Source organism: Bythopirellula polymerisocia (genome assembly GCF_007860015.1).
Classification (GTDB): domain Bacteria; phylum Planctomycetota; class Planctomycetia; order Pirellulales; family Lacipirellulaceae; genus Bythopirellula; species Bythopirellula polymerisocia.
The window spans coordinates 356,452-382,183 of the sequence record NZ_SJPS01000002.1; the positions used below are offsets into that span (position 1 = coordinate 356,452).

The 25,732-nt window shown below is 52.6% G+C and carries 18 protein-coding genes and 1 tRNA gene; 8 read left to right on the plus strand and 11 right to left on the minus strand.

Annotated features, from left to right (window positions below):
• Positions 1-167: 167 nt before the first annotated feature.
• Positions 168-251, minus strand: a tRNA-Leu gene (locus Pla144_RS07630).
• A 250-nt stretch (positions 252-501) separates the two neighbouring features.
• Here Pla144_RS07630 and Pla144_RS07635 point away from each other — a divergent pair.
• Positions 502-2,619: a DUF1592 domain-containing protein gene (locus Pla144_RS07635; protein WP_146449668.1), complete on the plus strand. Its 2,118-nt coding sequence runs from the start codon at positions 502-504 to the stop codon at positions 2,617-2,619.
• Positions 2,609-3,985: a DUF1552 domain-containing protein gene (locus Pla144_RS07640; protein ID WP_197530474.1), complete on the plus strand. Its 1,377-nt coding sequence runs from the start codon at positions 2,609-2,611 to the stop codon at positions 3,983-3,985. Before Pla144_RS07635 ends, Pla144_RS07640 begins: the two co-directional genes overlap by 11 nt.
• A 20-nt stretch (positions 3,986-4,005) precedes the next feature.
• On the opposite strand, the gene gyrA is transcribed toward Pla144_RS07640, so the two are convergent.
• The 5 genes from gyrA to Pla144_RS07665 all read right to left on the minus strand — a co-directional run bounded on the left by gyrA (position 4,006) and on the right by Pla144_RS07665 (position 13,676).
• Positions 4,006-6,720 carry a DNA gyrase subunit A gene (gene gyrA / locus Pla144_RS07645; protein WP_391580961.1) on the minus strand — a complete coding sequence of 905 codons (2,715 nt, stop codon included), beginning with the start codon at positions 6,718-6,720 and terminating at the stop codon, positions 4,006-4,008.
• Between the two features lie 149 nt (positions 6,721-6,869).
• Positions 6,870-10,085, minus strand: a complete 3,216-nt coding sequence (locus Pla144_RS07650; protein ID WP_146449670.1) for a family 16 glycoside hydrolase — start codon at positions 10,083-10,085, stop codon at positions 6,870-6,872.
• A 34-nt stretch (positions 10,086-10,119) separates the two neighbouring features.
• Positions 10,120-11,256 (minus strand): Gfo/Idh/MocA family protein, encoded by a 1,137-nt coding sequence (locus tag Pla144_RS07655; RefSeq protein ID WP_146450435.1) that lies wholly within the window; start codon positions 11,254-11,256, stop codon positions 10,120-10,122.
• A gap of 44 nt (positions 11,257-11,300) precedes the next feature.
• Entirely contained in the window at positions 11,301-12,359 is a 1,059-nt protein-coding gene (locus tag Pla144_RS07660; protein WP_146449673.1) for a sugar phosphate isomerase/epimerase family protein, read from the minus strand.
• A gap of 96 nt (positions 12,360-12,455) precedes the next feature.
• Complete coding sequence (locus Pla144_RS07665; protein WP_146449676.1) at positions 12,456-13,676, minus strand: hypothetical protein; 1,221 nt, start codon at positions 13,674-13,676, stop codon at positions 12,456-12,458.
• Positions 13,677-13,876: 200 nt separating this feature from the next.
• On the opposite strand from Pla144_RS07665, the gene Pla144_RS07670 reads away from it, so the two are divergent.
• The gene (locus Pla144_RS07670; protein ID WP_146449679.1) at positions 13,877-14,656 is read left to right on the plus strand and encodes an AraC family transcriptional regulator; all 780 of its coding nucleotides are present in this window, start codon (positions 13,877-13,879) and stop codon (positions 14,654-14,656) included.
• 99 nt (positions 14,657-14,755) lie between these two features.
• A complete protein-coding gene (locus Pla144_RS07675) occupies positions 14,756-15,859 on the plus strand; it encodes an aldose 1-epimerase family protein (protein WP_146449681.1) in 1,104 nt (367 codons plus the stop codon).
• 65 nt (positions 15,860-15,924) lie between these two features.
• On the opposite strand, the gene Pla144_RS07680 is transcribed toward Pla144_RS07675, so the two are convergent.
• Positions 15,925-17,793, minus strand: a complete 1,869-nt coding sequence (locus Pla144_RS07680) for a hypothetical protein (RefSeq protein WP_146449684.1) — start codon at positions 17,791-17,793, stop codon at positions 15,925-15,927.
• A gap of 411 nt (positions 17,794-18,204) precedes the next feature.
• On the opposite strand from Pla144_RS07680, the gene Pla144_RS07685 reads away from it, so the two are divergent.
• From Pla144_RS07685 to Pla144_RS07700, 4 genes are all read left to right on the plus strand, one after another.
• Positions 18,205-18,558, plus strand: a complete 354-nt coding sequence (locus tag Pla144_RS07685) for a hypothetical protein (RefSeq protein WP_146449686.1) — start codon at positions 18,205-18,207, stop codon at positions 18,556-18,558.
• On the plus strand, positions 18,527-18,883 hold the full coding sequence (locus Pla144_RS07690; protein ID WP_146449688.1) for an NAD(P)/FAD-dependent oxidoreductase: 357 nt from the start codon (positions 18,527-18,529) through the stop codon (positions 18,881-18,883). Before Pla144_RS07685 ends, Pla144_RS07690 begins: the two co-directional genes overlap by 32 nt.
• A gap of 147 nt (positions 18,884-19,030) precedes the next feature.
• Complete coding sequence (locus Pla144_RS07695; protein WP_197530475.1) at positions 19,031-19,276, plus strand: cyclic nucleotide-binding domain-containing protein; 246 nt, start codon at positions 19,031-19,033, stop codon at positions 19,274-19,276.
• Between the two features lie 114 nt (positions 19,277-19,390).
• Entirely contained in the window at positions 19,391-19,801 is a 411-nt protein-coding gene (locus Pla144_RS07700; protein ID WP_146449693.1) for a GlsB/YeaQ/YmgE family stress response membrane protein, read from the plus strand.
• A 334-nt stretch (positions 19,802-20,135) separates the two neighbouring features.
• Here Pla144_RS07700 and Pla144_RS07705 read toward each other — a convergent pair whose 3' ends face one another.
• The 4 genes from Pla144_RS07705 to Pla144_RS07720 all read right to left on the minus strand — a co-directional run bounded on the left by Pla144_RS07705 (position 20,136) and on the right by Pla144_RS07720 (position 25,701).
• On the minus strand, positions 20,136-20,591 hold the full coding sequence (locus Pla144_RS07705; protein ID WP_146449695.1) for a TadE/TadG family type IV pilus assembly protein: 456 nt from the start codon (positions 20,589-20,591) through the stop codon (positions 20,136-20,138).
• A gap of 118 nt (positions 20,592-20,709) precedes the next feature.
• Positions 20,710-21,888, minus strand: coding sequence for a TadE/TadG family type IV pilus assembly protein (locus tag Pla144_RS07710; RefSeq protein ID WP_146449698.1), 1,179 nt, complete (start codon positions 21,886-21,888; stop codon positions 20,710-20,712).
• Between the two features lie 43 nt (positions 21,889-21,931).
• The gene (locus Pla144_RS07715; protein WP_146449700.1) at positions 21,932-22,579 is read right to left on the minus strand and encodes a hypothetical protein; all 648 of its coding nucleotides are present in this window, start codon (positions 22,577-22,579) and stop codon (positions 21,932-21,934) included.
• 431 nt (positions 22,580-23,010) lie between these two features.
• Positions 23,011-25,701, minus strand: a complete 2,691-nt coding sequence (locus Pla144_RS07720; RefSeq protein ID WP_146449702.1) for a DUF11 domain-containing protein — start codon at positions 25,699-25,701, stop codon at positions 23,011-23,013.
• Between the last annotated feature and the right edge of the window lie 31 nt (positions 25,702-25,732).

The following is a 25,732-nucleotide window of genomic DNA, read 5'->3' on the forward strand; positions in this document are numbered from 1 at the left end:
GTTGTTTTTTGCTTCTTCAATTCTAGAAGTCTCTCCCTGGGTGTCTATGCCCGGGAGATAGGGAGAGTTCGCCATGGAAAGGAATTGAGGCTCGTCGTCAATCGTATTGACGACGAGCCTCAATCTCAATTAGCTATCACTCGCTCAGCCGCAAGCGGCAAATGGAGTGGGCCCGACTGGAGTTGAACCAGCACGCCCTTTCGGGCACATGCCCCTCAAGCATGCGCGTCTGCCAATTTCGCCACGAGCCCAGTGTCTTGCCAAACGAATTGTTTGGCGGCAGACAATCGAGTCTACCTGGAGAGCTTCCGGCGTCAAGGAGGGCAATAGCGGGGTAGCGATTCAGGCGGACGTGAATCGCTAGAGTAGCCCATTTCGCGTAGTTTTCTGCAAGCGTTAATTGGGATACAATGGCGGTAATCCCACTCAGGGTCCCCCTCCAAGTATCTCCGCTCCCAAATCCTCGCCTGGCGGTTCTCAGTGACAAGCTACAGCCGAACTATGGCAATAGATTGTGGTACAAACCGGGGGAAGTGGGGCTGCATCCTCCTTGTCTTCACTTCCTGTTGCTTGTGTCTACACTCAGCACTAGCAGAGGACCCACTGGCTCTTGCCCAGTTCCAGCAGCAGATCAAGCCCATCTTGGAAGAAAAGTGCTTTGATTGCCATGCCTACGGGATGCAAGAGGGGAGCGTTGCCTTTGACGGCTTCGAGTCGGACGAAGCATTGATTGCCAAACCTGAGTTGTGGTATCGCGCCCTTCGCATGTTGCGATCCGGACTAATGCCTCCTGCCGAGATGCCGCCGCTCTCGGGAGAAGAAATGCAACAGGTCGAAGCCTGGATTAAGTCATCCGTTTTTCATGGTGATCCCCAGAATCCCGATCCGGGACATGTGACGCTTCGACGGCTCAATCGAGTGGAATATCGCAACACGATCCGCGATCTATTTGGAGTCGAATATGATGTTCAAGAGAACTTTCCCCAGGACGATAGTGGACATGGATTTGACAACTTGGGAGAAGTACTGACCGTCTCGCCTCTGCTGTTGGAAAAATATCTGGCTGCTGCCCGGGAGATTGTTTCAAAAGCGGTGCCGAAAGAGGCAACGCCGGGTTCCGAAGAGTTTTTCCCACGTCCGATTCCGAAAGGAGCTTCTGCAAGGCGCGCGTATGCTCGAGGAATACTGAGCAAGTTCGCTTCCCGCGCCTATCGCCGACCTGTCGACAGCAATACAACGGAAGGTCTCGCTCTTCTAGCGGAGAGTGTCTATTCTCAGCCCGGCGGTACGTTTGAGGGGGGCGTGGCGGAGGCGATGGCCGCCGTGCTGACTTCGCCTCGGTTCTTGTTCCGCGAAGATTTCACTGAGCGGACCTCAGAAAATAGTGATTATGCAGAATTGGATGACTACTCACTTGCCACGCGACTGTCTTATTTTCTGTGGTCGACGATGCCTGATGAAGAGTTGTTCCAGTTGGCGGCCGAGAACAAGTTGCGAGAAAACTTGCCTGCCCAGCTAGAACGCATGCTGAAAAGTGGAAAGGCGATTGAATTGACCCGCAATTTTGCGGGCCAATGGCTCCGGTCTCGTGATATTGAATACGTCATCATCAATGGTCCCGAAGTAATAAGACATGACATATCGCCCGACGTGGATTTGGACAAGAAACGCAAGCGTTTTCGGCACTTACGCAGAATCCCCGATGCAGACATGACGGTAGTCGAGCGTGAAGAGCTAGAAAAAATCCGCGAAGAGTTCATCAAATTCAAACAACACTTCGAGAGCTACGAACTCAATCGCGATTTGCGTCACGCGATGCGGCAGGAAACTGAGCTTGTTTTTGAGACCATAGTGCGGGAAGACCGGAGCGTCTTGGAGTTGCTCGAAAGTGATTACACGTTTCTCAATGAGCGGCTTGCCAAACACTACGGAATCGAAGGGGTGAAGGGCGACGAGATGCAGCGTGTAGTACTTCCTGAAGGAAGCCTGCGCGGCGGGATTCTCACACAGGGAACCATGCTGGCGGTCACTTCGAACCCGGATCGCACCTCTCCCGTGAAGCGAGGGCTCTATATTCTCGACAACATATTGGGGACTCCACCACCCCCGCCGCCGCCGAACATACCTGACCTGGAAGATGCGGGCAGCGGAGGCGAAAAGCGAGTTTTCACCGTCGCCGAAGCGCTCGCCGTACATCGTGCGGAGCCCTTATGCAGCTCGTGCCACAATCGAATGGACCCGCTCGGACTGGCCTTGGAGCAGTTCAACGCTTTGGGAATCATTCGTGAAACCGACCATGGCAAGCCAGTTGTTACTGCGGGAGAATTGATTACAGGCGAACAGTTTACCGATATTCGAGAACTCAAAAGAATACTGGCGACAGAACACCGACAGGAGTTCTACCGATGTTTAACCGAGAAAATGCTCATCTACGCGCTAGGCCGTGGAATCGACTATCATGATATAGAGACGATAGATGCGATAGTCGAGCAACTGGAATCGTCGGGGGGTCGTCCTTCGGTGCTGATAAAGGGAATCGTCGATAGTGCTGCATTTCAAAAATGCCGTGTTGCAAAACCGCTCGTTGCAGAAACTAGGGGAACAGATCGTGCTTTCTAACAACGTTCATTCGCAGGTTAATCGACGCCATTTTCTGCGCAATGTGGGTGTCAACATTGCACTGCCTGGGTTTGTCTCGTTTGGGGGGAGCAAGCTCTTTGCGGCTGAGCAATCGACTGCCAACCTGGCGACGACGGCCAGCGGTGCTCCGTTGCGAACGGCGTTTATCTATTTTCCTAACGGCGCAATCCCTGCCCAGTGGTGGCCTGCAGAACAGGGAAGTGTCCCGCGACTAGCCGGCAGCCTGGCCCCGTTGGATAAGTTGAAGCAGCAATTGCAGATACTTGGTGGGCTGGATCAGGTGAATGCCGAAGGGGGAGCGGATGGGGCCGGCGATCATGCCCGGGGCAGCTCAGTGTTCTTGACCGGGGTCCGTTTGAACAAGAGTGCCACCGATATTCGCGCTGGGGTCTCGATTGATCAGGCCATTGCCGAGCAAGCCGGTCAGCAAACACTGTTTCCTTCACTTGAAATGACCTGTGATGCACAGCGGCAGTCTGGTAGTTGCGACTCCGGCTATGCATGTGCCTATCAATTTAATATCTCGTGGAAATCGCCGACCCAGCCAATGCCTCCTGAGTCGAATCCCAGGCTTATGTTCGAGCGGCTTTTTGGGAGCGGCCATTCGGAAGAGCGGGCCAAGAACCTCGCCCGCAGAAGGGTCCAACAACAGTCGATTCTCGATTATGTCCTGGCAGACGCTCGTGAGATGCACAATCGGCTGGCCGCACGAGACCGAGAAAAACTCGATCAATATCTCAACGGAGTCCGAGAAATCGAGCAGCGGCTCGAAAGGGCTGAACGACTTGCAGCAGAGGAGGGACCTCAGATTGAGGCTCCGGCAGGTATTTCGCAGGATATCGCCGAACATGTTGGCGTGACATTTGACATGCTTCTATTGGCATTTCAATCGGACCTGACACGTGTGGCAACTCTTATGCTGGCCCACGACGGCAGCAATCGCGCGTTTGATCATATCGGCATTACCGAAGGCCATCATGATCTGTCGCACCATCAAAATAATGCCGAAAAGATCGAGAAAATTGCCAAAATTGATCGCTGGTATGTCGAGCAATTCGCCAAATTTCTCGACAAACTTCAAAACACGCCGGATACCGATGGAAATTCGCTTCTGCACAATTCGATGATCGTCTATGGCAGCGGCAACGCCGACGGCAATCGCCACACGCATTCCAATCTCCCAATCGTTCTAGCCGGCGGCGGCGGAGGGTCACTCACACCAGGCCGTTATCAGCACCATGGTTCTCAACCGCTCTGCAACCTGTACCTCACCCTGGCAGATCGCATGGGAGTACAAGGCCTAGACCGCTTCGGTGATTCGACGGGGCGACTTGAAGACGTGTGAGTTTTGCACTCCTACTCGACTCACTCACTTTGCTCTGGCCCATTCGGAGCAGATGGTTCTGATGTATCAAGCAACTCTGAGAGAACTTCCTCGTCGGAGGTTTCCTCCTGTGGAACACGGACAACAGCGGTGAGAGTGTCCCCTTCGTCGAGGGTCATGATTCGCACCCCCTGAGTGTTGCGGCCAATGGGATTGAAGTCGCTTACCTTCACGCGCTGAATCTTTCCGCGAGCGGTCATCATCATCAATTCGTCGTGATCGTCGACCCGCACAATATCTACCACCGGTCCGTTACGTTCGGTGGTCTTGATATCACGGACTCCCTTGCCGCCGCGATTCTGCGTGCGATAACGGAAGGAGCTGCTGGTTTCGTCTTCAGATTCTGCACCTTCTGAATCAGCTTCCCCTTCGTCTGGGACGGCGTTGGGCCCAAAGGGGGTTCGCTTACCGTAGCCGTTGGCACATGCGGTGAGCAGCGTGGCATCGGGGTCGGCGACCACCATACCCACTAGCGTGTCCCCCTTCGAGAGCTTGATGCCTTTAACACCGCTCGTGTTGCGGCCCATAGGTCGGGCGTCGGACTCGTTGAAGCGAATTGCCATTCCCTTAGCAGTGGAGAGGACAACTTCGTCGCCGCTCTTAGTGATCGCCACATCGACCAACTCATCGTCCTCGCGAAGCTTGAGCGCGATAATTCCACTCTTCAAGGGGCGTCTGTACGCCTTGAGCTCGGTTTTTTTCACCAGGCCCTGCCGAGTGGCCATCATCAGATAGTGATCTGGCAAATCAAAATCGCGGACTGCCCGGCAGTCAGTAATGCTCTCATCCTCGGCCAGATTTAAAAGATTCACGACCGCCCGACCTTTGGCATCTCGGGAAAGTTGCGGCAAGTTGTACACTTTCTGCCAATAGACCTTGCCCTTAGATGTGAAAAACAACAGATAGTCATGAGTGCTGGTGACGAACAAGTGCTCAACTGGATCGTCTTCGTCAACCTTGGCACCTTTAATTCCCTTTCCTCCCCGGCGCTGGGCACGATATACACTCGATGGCGTACGCTTGATGTAGCCGTTGTGCGATATAGAAACGACCATCTGCTCTTCCTCGATCAGGTCTTCCAGATCAACATCGCCCAGCTCTTCGTTCGATATCTCTGTGCGGCGAGGGTCCGAGTGTTTCGCGATCAGCATCTCGCAATCTTCACGAATAATGCTGCGAATCTTTTCCTGGTCGGCCAAGATGCCAGCGTACTCGATGATTTCTTCAAGCAGTTTGGCGTGCTCCTCGGCAAGCTTCTCTTGTTCGAGGTTGACCAATTGCCCCAAGGTCATGCGCAAAATTGCATCGGCTTGCACAGGGGTAAGTGAATACTCTTCGGCAATGCCGCGTTCCTCTTGAAATTGGGTGTAACCATCGTCCCCTAATGCTCGTTTTAGTAGAGCACCAGGGGTCTTGATCGCCATCAAAGCCTGCTTGGCCTCGGGCTGGGTCTTGGACGCCCGAATAACTCGGATCACTTCATCGATATTGGCATGTGCGAGCAAGAGACCCTGAACGGTATGCTTGCGTTTGCGGGCCTTGGAGAGCAGGAATAGTGTGCGGCGGCGGATGACCGTTTCACGGTGGCGGATAAATTCGCCCAGCATTTCCTTGAGCGTTAGCACGCGGGGTTTGCCGTCTACCAACGAGAGGAAAATCACCGAAAAAGTCTCTTGCAGGGGCGAAAACTTGTAGAGCTGGTTCAGCACCACATCGGGGTCTGCGTCACGCTTCAGCTCCAGGATCAGCCGCACAGGCTCTTTGAGATCGCTCTCATTGCGAGTGGCTGCGATTCCAGGAATTTTTCCATCCTGTGCCAGTTGGGCGATCCGTTCCTCGACCCGGTCGCGGGCCTGTTGGTAAGGGATTTCGTGAATGATGATGCGGGTCCGCTTGCCTGATTCTTCGATCGACGTACGCGCGCGAACGACAATAGTGCTCCGGCCCGTCTCGTAGCCCTTCCAAATTGATGATCGGCCGCAGATGATACCACCGGTAGGAAAGTCCGGCCCAGGGACATGCTCCATCAATTCCTGAACCGTGATTTCAGGATTGTCCAACAGCGCAATCACGCCACTACAGACTTCACCCAGATTGTGCGGCGGAATGCTGGTTGCCATGCCCACCGCGATACCGTTGGCACCATTTACTAACAGATTAGGAAATTTAGCCGGCAGAACAGTCGGCTCGGTATGCCGCTCGTCGTAGGTGGGAACGAAATCCACCGTATCAAGCTTGAGATCGTCGAGCATCAACGCGGCAAACGGGGACATTCGGGCTTCGGTATATCGCATGGCTGCCGGAGGAAGTCCAGCGATCGAGCCAAAGTTCCCCTGCTTGTCAATCAGCACATGCCGCATATTCCATTCCTGGGCCATGCGGACTAGCGTCGGATAGATGACGCTCTCGCCATGGGGATGGTAGTTACCGCTCGTGTCACCGGAGATCTTGGCACACTTCACTCGACCTGCTCCGGGAGTGAGATTCAGATCATTCATCGCCACCAAGATGCGGCGCTGAGAGGGCTTGAGCCCATCGCGCACGTCGGGCAGAGCACGGCTCACAATCACGCTCATCGCGTAGGTGAGGTAGCTATCCTTGAGCTCATCTTCGATAGGCAAATCGATTAGCCGAGCGGCAATTGCGTACGCGGGATCGAAGGAGGGTTCGCGGGGTTCATTCGAGTCAGTCGACACGTGGAGGAGTCCTTTCGCATCAAGAAAAACGCTACTTTAGATTCAGCGTAGCCGCGATGCAAAGCACCGCAGGGCACACCCTGTAAAAGCAGAAATTTTACCAGTTTTCGCACCACTCAACAACGGGCCGAAAATCTCGCAATCGGACTCTATTTTCCCACGGACATCAGGTAGGCCACGAGGTCTTTTAGCTCTTCCTTATTGAGTGGGTCGATAAGGCCCACCGGCATCTGAGAAATGTTAGAAGGGACTATTTCTTCTACTTCTTCTCGTTTGATGATTGTAGGAGGCGCATCTGGGTCCTCAGTGAATACATGATACGCGTCTTCGAACTCGATCACACGTCCCGTGACGAGCAAGCCATCGGCGGTCTGGACTCGCTGAGAACCATATTGATCGGAGATCACCTTGCTCGGTTCCAGAAGCGAATCAAGCAGATCGGAGAGCGAATACTTATTGGCAACAGTCGAAAGGTCGGGGCCAATCGCTCCCCCCTCGCCACGAAAACGATGGCACTTGGCACACGACGTCGCATGAAACAAATTACGGCCACGCTCTTTGTCGCGTCTTTTCAGGTCACCGCTCAAAACTGCCAATGCTTCTGCCTTGGTCCATGGGTGTCCTGGCCCAACGGGGGAAGTGGACTGGAATGTTTCACCAGATAGAGGCTGCTCCACTATCGCTTCTAATGCAACTTGCTCCGGGGGCGAACAGTTAGCCAAAGCTTCGTCGCGAATATTGTTCAAAAAGCCAGTATAGCTCGCGCCCCCGAGATGTTTGGCCGCTTCCGAAAAGAACTGGAAGTACTTGCGCCGCTGTTGAAGCGTCCAGTCACTTTTAACATTCCGCAACACAAAGGCATAATGGATTGCGCGGAGTGGTGTCATGTCGTCCATCATGGCTTGAATCGGCTCGCCATAGGTTTCGTTCCGCTGAATAAGCGTGGCCCATTCAGGGATCGGCTCCGGGCCACACTGTTCCATTAGGTCCAATGTTTTTGAAACCACTGACGAGTCGCCTAGATAAACCAACAACTGGACCAACTCACGATTGAGACGATCCTTTGAAACGGGCGCAGGATAAAGCGGGCTCCATTTGTCGATCAAACCTTGCCGGGTTTTTTCATCCGGTTCTCCGAGCCGAATAAACACCAGCGCATAGGTGCGCAGCAAAGCGAGCTGATCTAGCTCGCTGAGAGCACCAAGATCGATCTGGTCGAGCGCTGCCAGGGTCGGTGCTTCGTCGCTGGGCTCCCCCTGCCGGGCCAAAGCCATCAGGGCCGTAATCGCAGTACGAGGATCGGACTGAGAGAGTGCTCGCTCTCGCCATGTCTCAACTGGCTGAGACTCCAACGCAATTCGGGCAGCATAGCGAATAAATCGATCCGGGTTATCTAGGTTGGCGAAGATAAGTTCGAGGTCACCTCCGCTGTTACCATGCATCGCTTCGAGCTTGTGGCGTAAAGCTCTCAAATCGCTGCCTGACGCATCCCTGGCAGAAACGGGAGTTGTCTGCTCATCTCCTACATAGGTCACTCGATAGAGGGCCGACTGCACGCCACGCCCACCGACTGTGAAGTACATGGCCCCATCGGTGCCGACTACAGCGTCGGTGACAGGTAATGGTCTGCCAGTGATGAACTCCTCAGGCTGACCTCGATAACTCGCACCATCAGGTGTAAGGTGGACCGCATAGATGGTGCCGAACGTCCAGTCTAGAAGATACAACGCCTCCTGATATTTTGCAGGAAACTTAGCGCCGTAGCCGAAGACAATCCCAGTTGGCGAACCGGGACCGAGGTCTACTATGGGAGGAAGCGAATCTTCGTAATACGCTGGCCATTTTCCGGTGCCGCTCCGCCAACCAAATTCACTGCCGCTGGTGGCATGCACCAAACGTGTAGGACGATACCAGGGCATGCCAAGGTCCCATTCCATGTCGGCATCGTAGGCAAACAATTCTCCATCGGCGTTGAAAGCGATATCGTACTCGTTGCGATAGCCACTGCTGACGATTTCAGCGTTCTTGCCCTCTTGGTCTAGCTGGCAGATCCAACCTCCAGGGGCGAGGATCCCTGCCGCATGACCGCGGGCATCCAACTGCCTCGGGAGCAATAGGTCTTCACCCCAATTCATTGGCATTCTACTATCGACTATCTCCGGTGGGACCATAGTGTGATTGCCACATGCCAAATACAGCGACCTGCCGTCCGGGGAGAGCACCACAGCATGTGGGCCATGCTCGCCTTTGCCAGGAATCTTTAGCAGATACTCGTCGTAATCTATCAACCCGTCGCTATCGGAATCCGTCAAGCGATGCAATCCGTAACCGGACGATCCATTGACCACCGCGTAGAGTGCATCAAAAGCCCATACAAGACCTTGCGCCCCGCTTAACTCGACCGGCAGCTTTTGAACCTGGGCTTGCTCCGAAGTGCCTGGCTTTCCCGGCGTGATCAAAAATAGCCCAGCATCTTGCTGATCGGAGGCTATCAAGCGTCCCCGATCATCCTTAGTAAGCGAGACCCAGGACCCCATCGAAGGGGGAACCTCGAACACTTTTTCAACTTGGAAACCGTTTGCTATCGATTCAATTTCTGGTGGCGTATCATGATCTAAATCCTGCACTCCTTGATCGGTAGTTTCTTCAGCACTGTTTTCGTCTGCCACATTCTCTAACTTCTCGAGCAGAATGTCCTTAAAAAACACCGTCATCGGGGGCCCAGCGTGTACTTGCAGGGCGATGATTCCGCGATCAAGCTTCTTCTTGTGGTTGTCGGTGACATCCACAGTCACTTTGCCATCGACCTTGTGAATGAGATGATTGCCACGAGCGATGATCTCATAGTCGTGCCACTGCGAAATATCGACGGGGGTCGGATCCGTTGTCTTACCAACAACTTTCAGTTGGCCTGTTTCCTCGTCAACGACAACTTTTTGCCCTCGCGTGGCAACAATCCCCCGTCCTGTCCCTTCGCTATACAACATGGCCAGGTATTCGGGGTTCGCATGCATATCCGCTTGGTAGCCAATAACCTTCCATGTCTTAGGATCGGCTAGCGTGCTACGATACTGAACCCCTGAGTTGTTGTCGCCTTTCAGTCTTGCCTTGTATGTCAAACGAAAATCGCCAACTTCTCCTCCTTGCCAGACAAGGAATGTGTTCGCTGCGACGGGGTTGTCGACCGTTGAACCGACGATTTGACCGTCTATTACCGACCAAACCTTTTCATTGCCAGACCACCCCTCCAGATCTTGGCCATCGAAAAGTGACTGCTCTTCGGCTCCTCTCAATGGGATTGCATGACAACTTGCGATTAGTAGCACAGAGCAGGCCCAAGAGTTCGTGCGTTTCCCAAAAATCATTGGATTATATCTCGCAGATGCAATTGACTTTGTTTTATTTGATAGAAACCCATTCACGTGTCTTACCCGACTGCAGAACTGCTTCGCAGACGGCTTGTGTCTGGAGTGCACTACGAAAATCGGGTTGGCAGGGTTCCCCTTGTTCCAGACTACCAAGAAAATCAGCCACTTGATGGACGAAACTATGCTCGTAACCGATGCTCAGCCCTGGAACCCACCAATGATTCATATACGGCATTTCACCCTCGGTAACGTGGATCGTACGCCAGCCACGCACGATGGAGTCCTTTCCATGCTCAAAGTATTCGAGTCGATTCAGGTCGTGTAAATCCCAACGAATCGAGGCGTTCTCGCCATTGATTTCAAAGGTAAACAGGGCTTTATGACCCCGTGCGTAGCGGGTTGATTCAAACATGCCCAATGAGCCGTTCTCGAAATGGCAGAGAAACGCACACGCGTCATCGATCCCTACTGGTTGCACCTGCCCCGTATCGGCGTGCACACGCTCTTTGACGAAGGTTTCAGTCATCGCGCTGACGTCCTTGATTTTTCCATTGAGCCAAAGGGCTGTATCGATGCAATGGGAAAGCAAGTCGCCAGTGACACCCGAACCTGCCGCAGTCGAATCAAGGCGCCAGGTCGCGGTACCCCCTTGTGGCACGTCGCTGGAGATGGTCCAGTCCTGAAGAAAGTTTGCCCGAAAATGGTAGATACGTCCTAGCCTACCTGAGTCAATGAGTTGCTTGGCCAAAGTGATGGCAGGAATGCGCCGGTAGTTGTACCACACCGTGTTGGCAACTCCCGCAGACTCAACGGCCTCGCACATCTCTTTGCCTTCAGCCGTGGTGATCGACAGAGGCTTTTCACAGAGAATCATCTTACCAGCTGCGGCTGCTGCCAGGGCAATCTCTTTGTGAAGGTTGTTGGGAACACATATGTCTACCGCGTCGATATCGGGGCGGCATACGAGACTACGCCAATCCGTTTCGTGCGATGCATAACCCCATTGGTCCCCAAACGCTTTCACTTTCTCGGCATCGCGACCGCAAACTGCCTGCAAGACGGGACGGTAGGCTAAATCCGGAAAGAAATCATTGACACGCTTGTATGCATTCGTATGTGCACGAGCCATGAATCCATAGCCAACCATGCCTATCGCTAAAGGTTTAATCACAGCTTGATAATCCTCGTTCGTAATCGTGGTATCTCTTTGTCTCAGCCATCCACTGACCAACCATGTGCGTCACGCACGCTGATCATTGAAGCTAAGACGTTATTCCAAGTTGCAGGATTGAGCATGATCTCGTTTGGAAACATGCAGCCATCCCAGCATATGTGTTGGCAAGCTTTGGTGAGCTTACCGGTTCTGTCGCGGAGCCAATAACCCGCCGCCTTCGGGATGTCCAACTTGCCACTGGGGTCATCCGGCAAACAGTGCCTGCCAGTCTTGTCATGCGAACCCGAACCGAAGACGGTCGCATCATTCTGGGCCACGTGAAAATCTATCGTCCAGGGCCGCAAGGCATCCGTTAATTCTTGGTACTTGGCATAAAACAGCTCGATGTTCTGCCAATCATGGTCTGTTTCTAGGAGGGCATCCTCCGGGGCGTTGTGGCCTAAGAGATATAGGAGTGTATGGGCCATATCCGCCTGAAAGCCCAGGGTCTGTGGCCGGTCCACCATCTCGAGCAGTTCGACCATGCGCCGCCAGCTATGCATGCCCCCCCAGCAGATTTCCCCCTCCGCAGCGAGACGCTCCCCATGTTTCTCTGCAATGTCACAGGCGCGCCGAAAAGTGTCGGCAATCTGGCGCTGATTGTTGTCCGGATCCTCGGTCCACAAACTAGGACTACTTGCCGAGTCAATCCTAATACAGCCATAAGGCCTGACGCCGAGTGATCTCAAATCAGCAGCAATCCGACAAGTTTTTTCCACTTGCTGCAAAAACTGGTCACGTTCAGCTTGTTCGCCCATGGCTGACCCACCACCGGTGGGAGGCCACACCGGAGCGACCAGTGTGCCGACCACCAATCCTCGCGCAGCGACCTTTTCAGCCAACGCCTGAATTTGTTCCTCACTTGAATCGATGTCAACATGAGGATCGAAAACGAATAGATCGATTCCATCGAAGCGAATACCGTCGACTTTTGCAGAAGCCGTTAGGTCGAGCAAGGTCTCTAGCTCTATCGGAGGTTCACCATCACCTCCTTTACCTACCAATCCAGGCCAAGCGGCATTGTGCAACTTTGGGTAAATGTGAGAAGAAGAGGTCATTGTTACTACCAAAGGAATAGTCATTCCCGTGCAGGCGGGAAACCATATTCTGTGTCTCGGCAACTGGGTCCCCGCCTGCGCGGAGATGACGGTTCTTTACTCTACGGACAACACCGCATTCACTCCCGGACCAAAGTGTTTGAGCATCACAATGGGGTCGGTCTTGCTTGGATTGGTCAGCGTGACACCCTCTTTGGCCGCATCGGCAGAAACAAAGTATTCGTCATGAGTCAGTTGCCCGAAGCGAATCAATGAAGGTGTTTCGATATCCCAGACCCCCAATTTGCCGTGCCCTTGCAGCACGATGAGACCATAGGCACCTGCATCCTTGATCGTTGCCTGGCGACCTGGAAGGATCGTTAATTCCTTCGCGCTGTACGCCTCGCTACGGTAGCAGATCCATTTTTCCTGATAGCCTTCGTCCTGCATCTGAGCCAAATCAGCCACCGGAATTGGAGCCATAAAATGATTGGCCTTGAAATTCGGATCTACGTTCATTTCCCAATCGATCACCTCGACCAGGTAATCAAAGTTCCCGACTTGATCCTTGGGAGTATCCTTCCAGAGCAATTCCTCGGGGATGACCTTGTCGTGAGAAACCGACTCGTACATCGCAAACACATCCGATGCCTTTTGCGGTTCGTAGGTACAGAGGCTCCCCGGGGCGTGTAGTATGCCGGGGGGCACATCCCAGCCCGTACCTGGCGTGAGGCAGTGTGCAGCCGACAAGTCGGTGATTCGATTGGCTCCCTTGGAAAAGTTGACCAAAGTTTCGCGGACCTGAGCTTTAGTGACACCCGGTTGCAATCCAAAAAAGGTGTACGGGAAATCTCCGCCGTGATTGTTTACCTGGGGTGGGAAGTAATACGCCTCGGGTTTTCCTTTGGCGTTAACTCGCGCTGCATATTCGTCGTTATGATGGATATGAAAGGGGAGAGCCCCCTGATTGTCGAAAAACTTGGAATACATCGGCCAGCATTGATGGTCCCTCCACAAATCCTCTCCAATTAGTTTTCCTTTGAGTTCCGACACGGCATCTCGAAGGACAATCAACTCCGTCTTGCCGCTATCCTCAACAACGATATTGCTGAGGCCCTCGTTCTTGCTTGTGAGGGGGCCATTGTCCGCTGGAGTGGTCGAGGAGAACCACCGTTCATCTATGCCACCCCGATTCGCGCCGAGTGCATAATAGTCGTCCGGATGAAGCTTGATTCTCCTGCCCGGAACGCAAAACGAACGGGGAACCCAAGTGGGGGTCAGCCGTACGACTCCTTGCCCCTGGTCCAATGCCTTATTTGCTAAGCCCTCAGTACTCATAGCAACTTAACCTTTACTGAAAAGAGGAAACTTCTATTTCCAAAGTGTGTAGCGAGCCATTCCACTTTAAGTGAAATGAGATCCGCCCAACACCTCATGGATAATCGAATCATCAAGAAGAGCTTTTGTCATGCCATTATTTAGAAAAGGTGCTTCTCGAATCAATGTATAATGCTGCCATGTTATGGTACAATTAGCGCATGCGAACGACCACTCCCCTCCACCCAGAGTCGCAAAACGAGTTCTTTTCACATCTTGAGAGCCCTGGGTCTCTCATGGCATTACTAGATCATCTTCCTGCGATTTACTTTTTCGCCAAGGATCATCAGGGCTGTTTCATGCACGTCAATCGGGCACTGCTCGACGTACTAGGACTCTCAGAAGAGACAGATGTGATCGGAAAAACCGATTATGATTTCTTCTCGCTTGAAGTCGCTGATCGCTATCGCCATCAAGATCAACAAGTGATGACCTCCGGTCGGCCGCTTACAAACCATGTCTGTGGCGTTCCCGACGCGTCGGGCATATTGCGATGGTACGTTGAAACCAAGATCCCTCTCTACGACCGACAGAACCGGCCCATTGGAGTGGCAGGGATCATGCACGACCTTGAGAAGGCAGGCGCAACGCTTGCTCCCTATCAGCGCCTCAGCCAAGCCATCACGCACATCAGCAATCACTTTGCAGAAAAAATCACCCTTGATTCCCTCGCCTCTCTGGTGCATCTTTCGGTAAGCCAGTTCAATCGAACCTTCAAGCAGTTGTTCAAAATTACCCCGGCTCAATACATCAATCGAGTCCGCATCAATGCCGCCTGTTCACAACTGAGATCGACTTCGGATAGTATAGAAACCATTGCCAGCCGCACGGGCTTTTGCGATGCCAGCCATTTTGTACGACAGTTTAAGAAAGTCATGAACCTCACTCCCAAGACATACCGGGAACAATGGGTAAGCACTATTGCTGCCACCAGCGAATGAGTCTCAAAGAAGTCACAGACATGAGAATAGAGACAATCCATTTGGTATGACCTCTAGTCCGACTAACTTTTTCTTTCAACACCTCATGGGGCTGTCGCCATGCATGTCAAATCCTGGACGCTCACCGATGTTTCTCGCAACCTACGCGAAAGTTCATTTTCTGTCAGTGCTGCCGAAGTAGCGTCCGCAAAAGGGAGTTGGAAAATCTCTCAACGAACGCTCCGTGGTGGCCTACAGGAAGGGGTCGATCTCGTCGAAATCGACAACGGACTCATGCGAATCCTTGTCCTTCCCACCCGCGGTATGGGCATCTGGCGGGCTGAGATAGGCGAACACACCCTCGGTTGGCGTTCCCCGGTGCGCGGACCCGTGCATCCGATGTTTGTGCCGATAACCGAACATAGCGGTCTCGGTTGGCTAGAGGGATTTGATGAATTTATCGTGCGTTGTGGACTTGAAAGCAATGGCGCACCTGAATTCGACGAACAGGGGCGACTTAAGTATCCCTTGCATGGTCGCATTGCCAATCGACCGGCCAGCTTTGTTGATGTCACTGTCGATGAAGCGGCCGGCACGATCACGCTGCGGGGCGTCGTCGAGGAAACCCGTTTTCATTTCCAAAAGCTGCGACTCACGGCGACGCTAACCACGGCATTCAATTCCACATCATTTACCATCTCGGACGAAGTCGAGAATTTCGGCGGCACTCCTGCCCAGATGCAGATGCTTTACCATATTAACGTGGGTGAACCGCTGCTCGTGCCAGGGTCGCAATTTGTTGCGGCTGTCGAATCCATCGAAACCCTTACCGCGGAACCACCTGCTGAAGGCTGGGAAACGACGGGCCCTGCAGTAGCGGGCTCGCCCGAAGAATGTTACTTGATGAGGTTACGAGCCAACGAATTGGGTCGGACTCAGGTGTTGGTCAAAAATGCGGATGGCACGGCAGGCACGGCTTTGGAATTCAGCACCAATCAATTGCCCTGTTTCACGCTGTGGAAAAATATGGTCGCCAGCGCCGATGGTTATGTCACCGGCATCGAGCCGGGGACCAATTTCCCCAAACAGCACTCCACTGAAGTCGAAGCAGGCCACGTGGTTCACTTAGAACCCGGCAAATCTTGGAACGCAGAATACACACTCAACTGGCTGACCAGCGTTAGCGAAGTCTCTGCTACTGAGCAAGTCATTCGATGCCTATAGCTGCGACGCGTCTACCTTTTATGTCGCTCTGTGCTTAGCAATCAGGCAACACGTTTTTTCCTTGCCTAATCATCCGCCGACGTCGTTTCAGGAACTTGAATCAAAGTGACCGATTGTTTGAGATAGGTTCTAGGCATAGGGCCTTCCGTTACGGTCGTCAGGTTTGCGTCATAGAAATCAAATTCCTCGACCACGCTGGCTACACTAGGCAAGAGTGCAATCAGTTCTGCGACGGGCTTGAGTTGGTCTGTATCCGCGTTGGCGTTCGCTGCTGCCATACCAATAAACATCGGTGCGATGCCTCCAACCTTGCGAATGATGTCAGCCCCCTGGTGGATGCTCGCATTGAGGTCCGTGTAGGAAAGCGATTGCACAGCCTCCTGGAGAGGAAGGTGGAATCTGGCAATATGCTCGTTGCTGCCGATTCTCTCTGCCGTGCCGGCGCGGGCAGCCAGAACACGCTCGATAGAACTCGCGTTCGAACCGACCATGAGCCAACCTTCATGAAATCCTATGACTGGCTTCAGATTAAAAGCCTGGAGGATTGAGGCATTGATTGTTTCGAATCCTTCGAGACCCTCAGTTTCCACCAAGGCCAACTTCTGAGACTCCATGGCTGGAATCTGGCCGAGTTTATCAACCAACCGATGTAGCAACTCTCGGATGCGATCAGGATTGGTACAGCGGATGGCAGAGAAATTCTCTTGCCCCCCCTCTTTGTTGGGAAGCGTCACTGACACACTCTCACCACTAAAGGATTGAAATAAATCCTTATCCAGATGCAGATCAATCTTGTCCTGCACCTCTTGAAACTTTTGGAGTGCCTCGTGAGTTTCTGGAAATTGGGTGTGCAGAATTCCCATGAGCTGCTCGTAGGCAGGATGCAGCCGCACACCTGAAGACAGCGAATAACCAGCCGCATCAGCGGGAATCCAACTCTGCCAATCTTCGAAAGGCTTACCTCCAAGGGCAAGCTTGCCAAGCAGCGTATTCTCAGCACCCTCTGGATAGCGACCGAGGGCAATCGTGCGATTCTCATGTCCGTCGGTGGTCTCCACTGCGATCTCATAGTCGAGAATTGATATCTCATCCATGACCAAATTGAATATCTGTTTGAATCGTTCGAGTTTTTCTCCGTTGCCCTTGGCGCCAGCCTGTTGTTTGACGAAATCGCCAAGGCCACGCAATTGTTTAAACAGCTGCTGACCATCAAAAAACGTCAAACTGTCTTCCGGAGTGGGTAAATGCTTGAGTGCCTCGATGAGACGTGGGTCATCAAACTTCGAGACCGTGGTTTCGTCTTTCAGTGCAGCCAAAGCGTTAGTCAACAAGGCTTCAGTGGTCGAGAAGAAGACGATGTCGTCGATGCGGGCAAATGAAGGCTGGAAATGAATTTCAGCGGGCAGTCCCAGGACGGTGATTTGCGTGTCGCCAAATTGCGAAGTGACCAAGGGAACTTTGCCCTCACTGTATTTCTCTACGAGGCCTAGCAGGTTCTTGAAACTTGTCTCGAGCTTCTCGGCGCTTCCCAGGGGAATCCGCATGGCAACTACAGTTTGATTTGAAGGAAACTGCATGATCTGAGCCACGACCACTTCCTCACATACCCAGTCGGTTTCATTCAACACGGGCTCCAGGGCTGCGCGGAATTCATCAATCACATCCTGAGCCTTGGTAAGATCTTCTTCAGACATCCGCGAGGTGATGATCTCTAGCAATCGCTCATCCAACTTCTCTGCTTTGAACTTGTTCCAGACGTTGGCAAAGAGTGGTTGCTGGTAATCTCGTTCGGGATTGTGTTTGGCATAGACAGCCAGATGGGCATCCTGAGGCGCAATGCGGTGTAGGTCTACCTCAACGGCCGTTTGTTGAGCATAAGCCCACGGTGCAACGATCAGGAACGACAATGCTAATGTCAGAGTCAATGCTTTCATCTAATAGACCTCCATTACAGGTTGAGATTTAAGTCTGTGGGATGACCCTCTCTGTGTATTCTCAAGCACTCGTCGGAGAATTGCCACCAGGTAGTGATCGAGATCACAGTTGGAATTCGCAGCGGAGTAGCCAAGATTGCCTAGAATCTGGAAAAAGTCTGTTTTTTCCTCCGAGTCCGGCCGATAAATCGATAGCCCACTGCAGAGTAGACATCAGCTTGAGTTTCGCCCCATGGCATGAAAGCGTGCTGGCGACTTTTCTTTTGCCTTTTGGTCTGCGAGGTCGAGCTTCATGCCCGGGGTGCACAAACGCATCGTTATTGTCGGTGGTGGATTTGTTGGTGTCTATGTAGCCAAGTATCTTTGCGGGCATTGCGGCGAGCTCGGCTCAATGACATCGAAGTCGCTCTCGTGAGCAGGGAGAACTATCTCGCCTTTAAACCCCTCTTGCCGGAAGTCATCGGTGGCACGGTGCAAATGTTGCCTAAGATCAGTCCGATTCGCCGCATCGTACCCGAAGCCGCTCTACGTGTTCGAGCTGTGCAAGCGAAAGATTTAGCAGGGGGATCGCTCGCTCTGGAACCCGGTTACATACCGCGGATTCACCACCTGAAGTTCGATCACCTTGTCTTGGCAGGTGAAAGCAATCCCCACTCGGACTGTGGTCGCCACTGTGCCGGTCGAACCGCATCCTCTCTCGAATTCTCTACCTTGTGCGAAGGAACGAGGGAAGTTGCTGGTCAACGAGTTATTGCGGGCGGCTGATATCCCCAACCTTTGGGCGATTTGGGATTGTGCAGCAGTTCCGAAGGCAGAAAATCGCTTTGCCCCACCTATGGCTCAACATGCAGTGCGCCAGGCCCGAATCTGCGCGGACAATATAGTAGCGGAACTGACTGGCCAAGCTCTTACGCCGTTTCGTTTCCAATCGCTCGGTTCGTTGGCCTCTCTGGGGCGCCGCTCCGCCGTGGCGGAGGCAATGGGGGATAGCCTGTCAGGCTTCATTGCCTGGATCATGTGGCGGGCAATCTATTTGACAAAGTTTCCAGTCTGGGACCGCAAGATTCGTATCTTGGGGATTGGCTCATAGATCTGGTCTTGCCACGAGACATTACCGAGTTGCGGATTTTACCCCCGGCTGCAATGCGGCGGTAATTCTTTGCTGCGGGCGAAGTGATGTTTCATCAAGGGGACGTCGGCGACCGGATCTATTTCATATGTTTCCTGCGAGGCAGAGGTGGAAGCAAATGGCCAGGTCGTCGCCACGATAGGTCCCGAAAGTGTGGTGGGTGAGATTGCCTTGGTCAAAGAAACTCCTCGCACAGCCTCAGTCCGTGCCAAGAGTTATCTGGCGACAGCCAGCGTGCCGAGCGACACGTTCCACACACTGGTGGCCCACTTCCCCGGGGTGAAGGAAGCCATGGACGACATCATGAGCCGACATCTCGCGGCAGACAGTATTCGCGAGAGCGTCAGCCAATAGCACTGCTAGCAGCGAGGTCTCTCTTTCCCTGCGTGAAGCTGTTCATTACAGTTCGACCCTAGCCGCTAACTACCGTAGTTTGTTAGAGAGGTCCTGAATTTAGGGAACCGACACATGGAAAATTTTGACCCCGCTCAAGGAATTGTGCTCCACGATTCACTTCAACAATTGGTAAACGATGTGTTGGTGTGGATCGGCTTCGGCACAGCAGTAGGGCTGCTCGCAAAGGGAATCATGCCCGGCCGTGATCCCGGCGGGGCAATCGCCACGATCTTGATGGGCGTTGGTGGAACTATCATGGGCTGCGGCATCTGCAGCTACTTCAACCACGGTCAGCGGATTATCCCTATCAGTCCGTTGGGGATGTTCGTGGGAATTCTGGGTACACTCGTGATCTTATTCTTCTATAAGATGCTCGGTGGCTATTACTTCGTCGAAGGAGAATATGTCACTCAGTCGCATCGTCGCCGCCGACGAACTGGAAGCCGTCGCCGCCGCTATGATGCAGCGGCTTACGAGGACTGATAGTTGCAGCGGGATTCCCCGCTCCGACTCGTGAGGCGCGGCAGGCGCGTTGCGGCTAACCAGGTCGGCGAGTAGTGGCTAACAAGGTTGGCGCTTCGCGGTTCTCATTGTAAAAAGCACGCCGCCGCACTAGGCGACGGCGTGTGAGGATCGGTGGCTAAGACGGTTCAGGACACCAAACACCGGCTTGCGCCTCCGACCTCAAGAGGGAAGGGGTGACAAGGCTTAGATACTCTGTAATCCTTATTTCTTTTTAATTGATAGAAACATACTATTAGCTCTCGCTATATAAATCCCGTCTCCATAGTGGTCCAGTCGTAGCTTTCATGCTCTGCTATTCAAAGCCTTCCTTACGCATTACTGAGGTCGCGGTAAGCGTCGTGCCTCCCAGAAATTTCGGGGCTGGAACCCACGAGACATTGGCAAAAGGCACCGACACTGTGAGTGAAATCATGTCACCTGCCGAGGCATCCGAAGGGTCAGGAGTGACAGAGACCTCAATTCCTCCCACACTGGCGCCATTGGCGAAATTGGTTGCCGCAGAGACAGCTGAAGACTGAGTTCCTGACAGCATAACTGCATTGCGGACACCGACGCGTGATGCGTTGGTCAGCACCTGTTGAACCATGAGTCCTCTACTCAACTCAATACAGCCGAGCACCAGCATGAAAAACAGTGGAGCGATTAGGGCGAATTCTACCGTCGCTGTGCCTCGCCGCTTTCTTCCCAGTCTTCTCCGCACATCTTTCCTGCGAGGTGCCTTGCTTCGGTTGCGATTAATACAACTCATAGTGATTTCCATTATCTAGCATTTAAGCAAGTATCAATAGTGAATAATTATTCGTTAGAAACTTGCCCTACCGGCGATGTTCTGCAACACCGCCGATAGAGCTTCACGCGAAGTGGATTTACTGAATCAAGACCGCTGGTGAGTAGACATAGGAACTCGTGCCAGTTGTCGTCGATGGTATGACTCCCGGCCCGACCATAGGTGCCGCCTGGATTGTGACATGCTTTTTCGACATCGGGCCGGTAAGTTTTACATCCATGATGCGAATGCCCATCCATTTGACAATGGTGTACGTGGCATTGTTACCAGGGCTAGTGACATTACTAAAAATCGGGATGCACCGCGGCTTGCCTTTGATCGCTGCGAGCTCATCTTTCACACCTGCACTTATTCCGGTATCCCCATTGAGATACAGCTCGCCGGAATCGTTAAAGGCTATCGACCCTCCCATGCAGGCCATATCTGCAGCATTTATCCCATAGAGTATTTGTCTGGCGATATCGCTGGTGCTATTGTTGCTGCTACCTATGTCTACCGTACCCCGGTTCCCTGGCGATCCGGTCCCCTGGGGAAAGAGGTTTACTTCCCTCCAACCATCACCCCCGGGACAAATAGATTTGGAGTCGCTATCCCAACTCCAGTCGTCTTCGCCTCCATTATGATTGCACCAGTCATCCCAAGTTTCGAGATCGAGAGCATAAGGAAGTAAATCGAGGTTCTCGCCATTGTGAGGCGTCGAAAAACCCTTTACATCTCGTATGATTGCCGCCGTGGCTTCAGCTTGGAGCGGAGTCCCTGTCAATCCAAAGATTCTTCCAAAGAACATGGGGGCTTCACCGTTGAGCTCACCATCTCGCCGAACAAGCACGCGTACCGCATTAAATGGCTTGGTCGGCGAGGAATTTCCCGTAGTCATATGAGGATTGTAAAAATTGTCCACGAAACCAAACACCAAGTCTCCACCTGAGGAGTTGTTGGCGTTTGAATCGAGTTGCGGTCCGCTGTTAGTAACCGCATTGCAAGTAGCATACTGCTGAGCAGTGAGGCGAGCATTGCTCTGACTGGTCTGAGGATCAACCTTATCGACCAAGTTCTTGCCATAGTCCCAAACAGTGGCCAAGGCAGTGGCATCTGCTGTTCTTTGGAGCTCCTCTTTGACAGAAAGCACATAACCTACGTCAACAGAGAAAGCAACCATTGCCAGCATAACGATGGACAGAATTGCTGCCAGGATAGTCACCGAACCCTTGCGTGCACTCCGTATCAATCTGTTATCAAATCTATAAATAAGTTGCATGAGAGGCGCCTCACTATTGAATGTTTGATGGAATCGCAAAGAATCAATCTAGATCGGTATCGATATCGATTGGGGCTACCATTTCATGCTCTACTCCATCCTTGGTTACCCAACGCAGGCGAGTCAGCGTGAGTGATGACACTCGATTCCCTGCGTAACCTATTCCAGACTGACCTAGTGATATTGCCGGGAGGTAGGAATTCAAACGAGTCAATTGCGACGAGATGTCCAGGCAAAATCCTTCGTTACCGAAACTGCCCCAAGACTCACTCTGTCCATCGACAACCTGAAACTTGAGACTCCCTTCATTGAGCGTGATGCGCTGCACCCAGGTGATGGTTTCACCGTCGTTAGCAAAAGAATTTGAATGGGCCCCGTGCTTTACGTCAACGCAATTTTCACCTTGCCAAAGTTGGAGTTGGTATCCTCCTGGTTCGAATTCAGGATAACTCCAGTGGTTCAAAGTAAAGGCAAAGAATGCCCCATTTAAGGTGTTTGTAGGGGACATGATCATCGTAACTTGGGGGGCGGTGCGGCCCAAATCGGGACCTCCGACATGCAGTTGCCAATGTTCCTCGATCTGAATGACATCTGAATCATCACCAAATGCTGGTAAAACATTCCCCAGCACAACAATCCAGCAGCCCAATTGCAGAACGCTCTTTACAGTCCGCAGCATCGAATTCTTCATCTGAGTTTCCTCCTGCTTAGAGCGATCATATCGCCATTCAGCAACGAAATTCTATTTTGAAAAGCACTAGAGAAGACACGTAACAGAAACTTGGACAAGATTGTCTGAGGTCATTTTTAGGATTAGGAGAGAGACAACTGAAAGCCTTTTACAATTGTCCGATTTCTCTCAAGGTCACGATTCTTTTTGAAACCTCGATCGGATAAATATCCAGTGTTCCTCTATGGGAAGCATAGGTCATGAAATCATGCGCTGCCAGGAAGACTCGCACAAACGTGGACAACGCTACGAAATGGAATGGCATATTTCACTCAACGTGGCAGGCATGCCACAGACTGGTTGCAAGAGGGCAACAAGAAAAAGCAAAGCGGGGACCAAAGTCCCCGCTTGCAACTTAATTTTAGCGATATTTCGAGATGCTAGGCGGCAATTTAACGCGCAAGGAATCTACGCTTAGAAATTGATACCGCCAACTCGCCAAAGTCATACTTCGTTGCGTTCTGACCGCCTGCCAATTCTACGCCGAGCACCAGGTCTTTGACCTCATCCGCAGTTACGTCGTTGGGAATCACAAAGGGGCCCGGTTGTTCGCCTAAGTAGCCACCGTGGGTCCCGATGCTATCCTTCCCGTCCTTATAGGAACTGGGCTGGCTTTCGATAACCCGGTAGGTTCCAGGGACCAAGTTGTCAAATAGATAGGTTCCATTGGATGCCGTTCTTGTGGTGCGATTTACCGAAGCACCAGTAATATCTGTGCCCTTAAGAGTGAGCAAAACATTACTGATGGGACGCTCGCCGGAGTCATAAACTCCATTGTCATTTTTGTCGGCATAGACGGTACCAGCCAAGCTCGCTGGATTGACTTTTACCAACGTCGTCTCGTCGTCGTCATTGTTCACAAGCGTGATTTCTTGTTCGTTCCCTTCTACATGGGCTACGTTCAAGAGTGTGCCCACAAATCCTTGGTTCACACTCACGTCGATTGTGATCGTGCGGGTCGCCCCCCGAGCAAGGTCACCAATCGCAAACTCGATATCTCGGCCATTGATCGAACTGGGCGTTTGTGATGCACTGACAAACGTGACCCCGGTAGCAGGAAGTGTGTCTGTGACGATTACACCTGTGGCATTGGATGGTCCATTGTTCTTGATTTCCAACGTATAGGTGAATGTGCTGCCTGGTTCGACTGGGTCGCGACTATCAATCTTCGTGATGGCCAGGTCGATGCGGGGCGTCACTGGATTGGAGACCGAGTCTGTGTTGTTCGAAAGATTCACTTCCTTCGGTGCAGAGACTGTGGCCGTGTTGACTAAAGTGCCCGTTGCATCGTCAGAAACAAGTGCTTGAACGGTGATAATCACTGTAGCACCGGGTTGCATGGTCCCCAGGTCGGCAGTCACTACTCCACCTGAATGCTGCAGAGTAACGCCAGGTATGCTCACGGTTCCCGACACGAATGTGGCGAACGACGGAAGCGTATCCTTGAACGTAGTCCCAGCCGCTGCACTCGGCCCCATGTTATCAATTTTCACTGAATAACTAAGAGTTTCCTTCGGTGCGATGGAGGTCTGCTGAACAGATTTGTCCAGTGCAAGATCGAATCCGAAGAAGCCAAAATCAACGGTCAAATTCGAGTTGCTATTAGCATCACCATCGTTGGTCGGTTCAGTTGCACCTGCAAGTGTGATTGCCTGACTGACGACTCCCGCACCTGCCAATGGCGAACCATTGTCGTCGTTGTTCACATCATTGTCTGGATCGGCAGCAAGAGTATTTCCCAGACTTGAGACCAAGCCACTTAGCTTCCCACCGGTGAGGAAATTCGTCGGATCAACCTGCGCAATGTACTTGCCTGGTAGCAAGTCCGAGAACAGGTAGTTGCCATTCGAGTCGGTGGTTGTCATCCCCATAAGGGCATCCACACCGCTGGTATAGCTGTTGTCGCCGTTGGTATCTTCATAGAGATTGAGCTTTACGCCAGCGATACCTTTTTCTCCAGCATCCAGGAGGCCGTTGTCATCGATGTCGGCCCAAACACGATCGCCAATGCTCAATCGTGGTGAGGACGTGAAGTTTACTCGTTTGGTTGTGCGTCCCACCAATCCCACTAGGGATACCTGGCCATCAACAGCCGAGACACCCTCGAAGGTTAGTTCCAAGGCGCCGACGTTGGAAAAGTCTGCCCCGTTGCCGCCCTTGGCAATCAAATCATCGTTGAAACGAAATACGGCCTGCCCTGTCGCAGCACCACCGGGAGATTCAGGGACCGTCGTGATAAATTCTGACCAATTGTTCGCGTCCGAGTATATTCGCAGTTTAATCTTGGCGTTGGGATGGTCGGCACCAGACGTCAGTGCAATGCCGGTCATAGTGTTGCCATTGAACTCAGTAAGATCGACTCCACCCAATCCCGTAGCGTTGATATTTTGAGCATTGCCGTCGATGCCGTCCCAGACGATCTTGGCATTTCCGGTGACGATCGAGTCGCTTGCTAACCGTAACAGACCTACGGCACTAGTAAGTGAAACAGAAGAAAAAGGATCCGTTCCGCTTGTGAGTTCGACATACATGTCTCGCTCGCCGCCCAGGACGCCGCTATCGATCTTTGTCGAATTCTGGCTGGCTGGAAGCGGTGGGGAAGCCGTAACAATCTGAGTCGTTTCGAAATCGTCAATCTTTGGACCAACCACACCTTCAGCCTCTGCGAGTGAGATGACCACTTTTTGTGTGTCGGTGCCTGGCTTGAATTGCAATTCGGAGGGGAGAGCCACTTTGACGAAATACGTCCCAGCCTCGATCCCGATAAAATCATACTGGCCCAAGGAGTTAGTCTGCTTGGAAGCGACCTGGACATCGCTGGCATCGAAAGTGCCATTGCCGTTGTCACGATAGAGCGTGACTCCTGCACCGGCAACAACAACGTCATTGGCCGAGTTGCCGTCACCCTGCAAATCGGTACGAACGGTACCGATGATCTCAGCCATATCGGCTGCGAGCATCTGGCGGGCTTCGAGGGTTTCGAATTTCAATTGCGAACGTTGCAAGGAACGATGTTGATTCTTGCGACCAAAAAGGCGTGTGCGAAATGAAAACTTCGAAGACTCAGGGCCGTTGACAGCCATAGAAAATCCCTCACGAGTGCTAGCAAACTTG

Coding starts and splice junctions, on each gene's coding strand:
- Pla144_RS07635 (WP_146449668.1), top strand. CDS start 502: ATGGCAATAGATTGTGGTACAAACCGGGGGAAGTGGGGCTGCATCCTC.
- Pla144_RS07650 (WP_146449670.1), bottom strand. CDS start 10,085: ATGATTTTTGGGAAACGCACGAACTCTTGGGCCTGCTCTGTGCTACTA.
- Pla144_RS07660 (WP_146449673.1), bottom strand. CDS start 12,359: ATGACCTCTTCTTCTCACATTTACCCAAAGTTGCACAATGCCGCTTGG.
- Pla144_RS07665 (WP_146449676.1), bottom strand. CDS start 13,676: ATGAGTACTGAGGGCTTAGCAAATAAGGCATTGGACCAGGGGCAAGGA.
- Pla144_RS07670 (WP_146449679.1), top strand. CDS start 13,877: ATGCGAACGACCACTCCCCTCCACCCAGAGTCGCAAAACGAGTTCTTT.
- Pla144_RS07675 (WP_146449681.1), top strand. CDS start 14,756: ATGCATGTCAAATCCTGGACGCTCACCGATGTTTCTCGCAACCTACGC.
- Pla144_RS07680 (WP_146449684.1), bottom strand. CDS start 17,793: ATGAAAGCATTGACTCTGACATTAGCATTGTCGTTCCTGATCGTTGCA.
- Pla144_RS07700 (WP_146449693.1), top strand. CDS start 19,391: ATGGAAAATTTTGACCCCGCTCAAGGAATTGTGCTCCACGATTCACTT.
- Pla144_RS07705 (WP_146449695.1), bottom strand. CDS start 20,591: ATGAGTTGTATTAATCGCAACCGAAGCAAGGCACCTCGCAGGAAAGAT.
- Pla144_RS07710 (WP_146449698.1), bottom strand. CDS start 21,888: ATGCAACTTATTTATAGATTTGATAACAGATTGATACGGAGTGCACGC.
- Pla144_RS07715 (WP_146449700.1), bottom strand. CDS start 22,579: ATGAAGAATTCGATGCTGCGGACTGTAAAGAGCGTTCTGCAATTGGGC.
- Pla144_RS07720 (WP_146449702.1), bottom strand. CDS start 25,701: ATGGCTGTCAACGGCCCTGAGTCTTCGAAGTTTTCATTTCGCACACGC.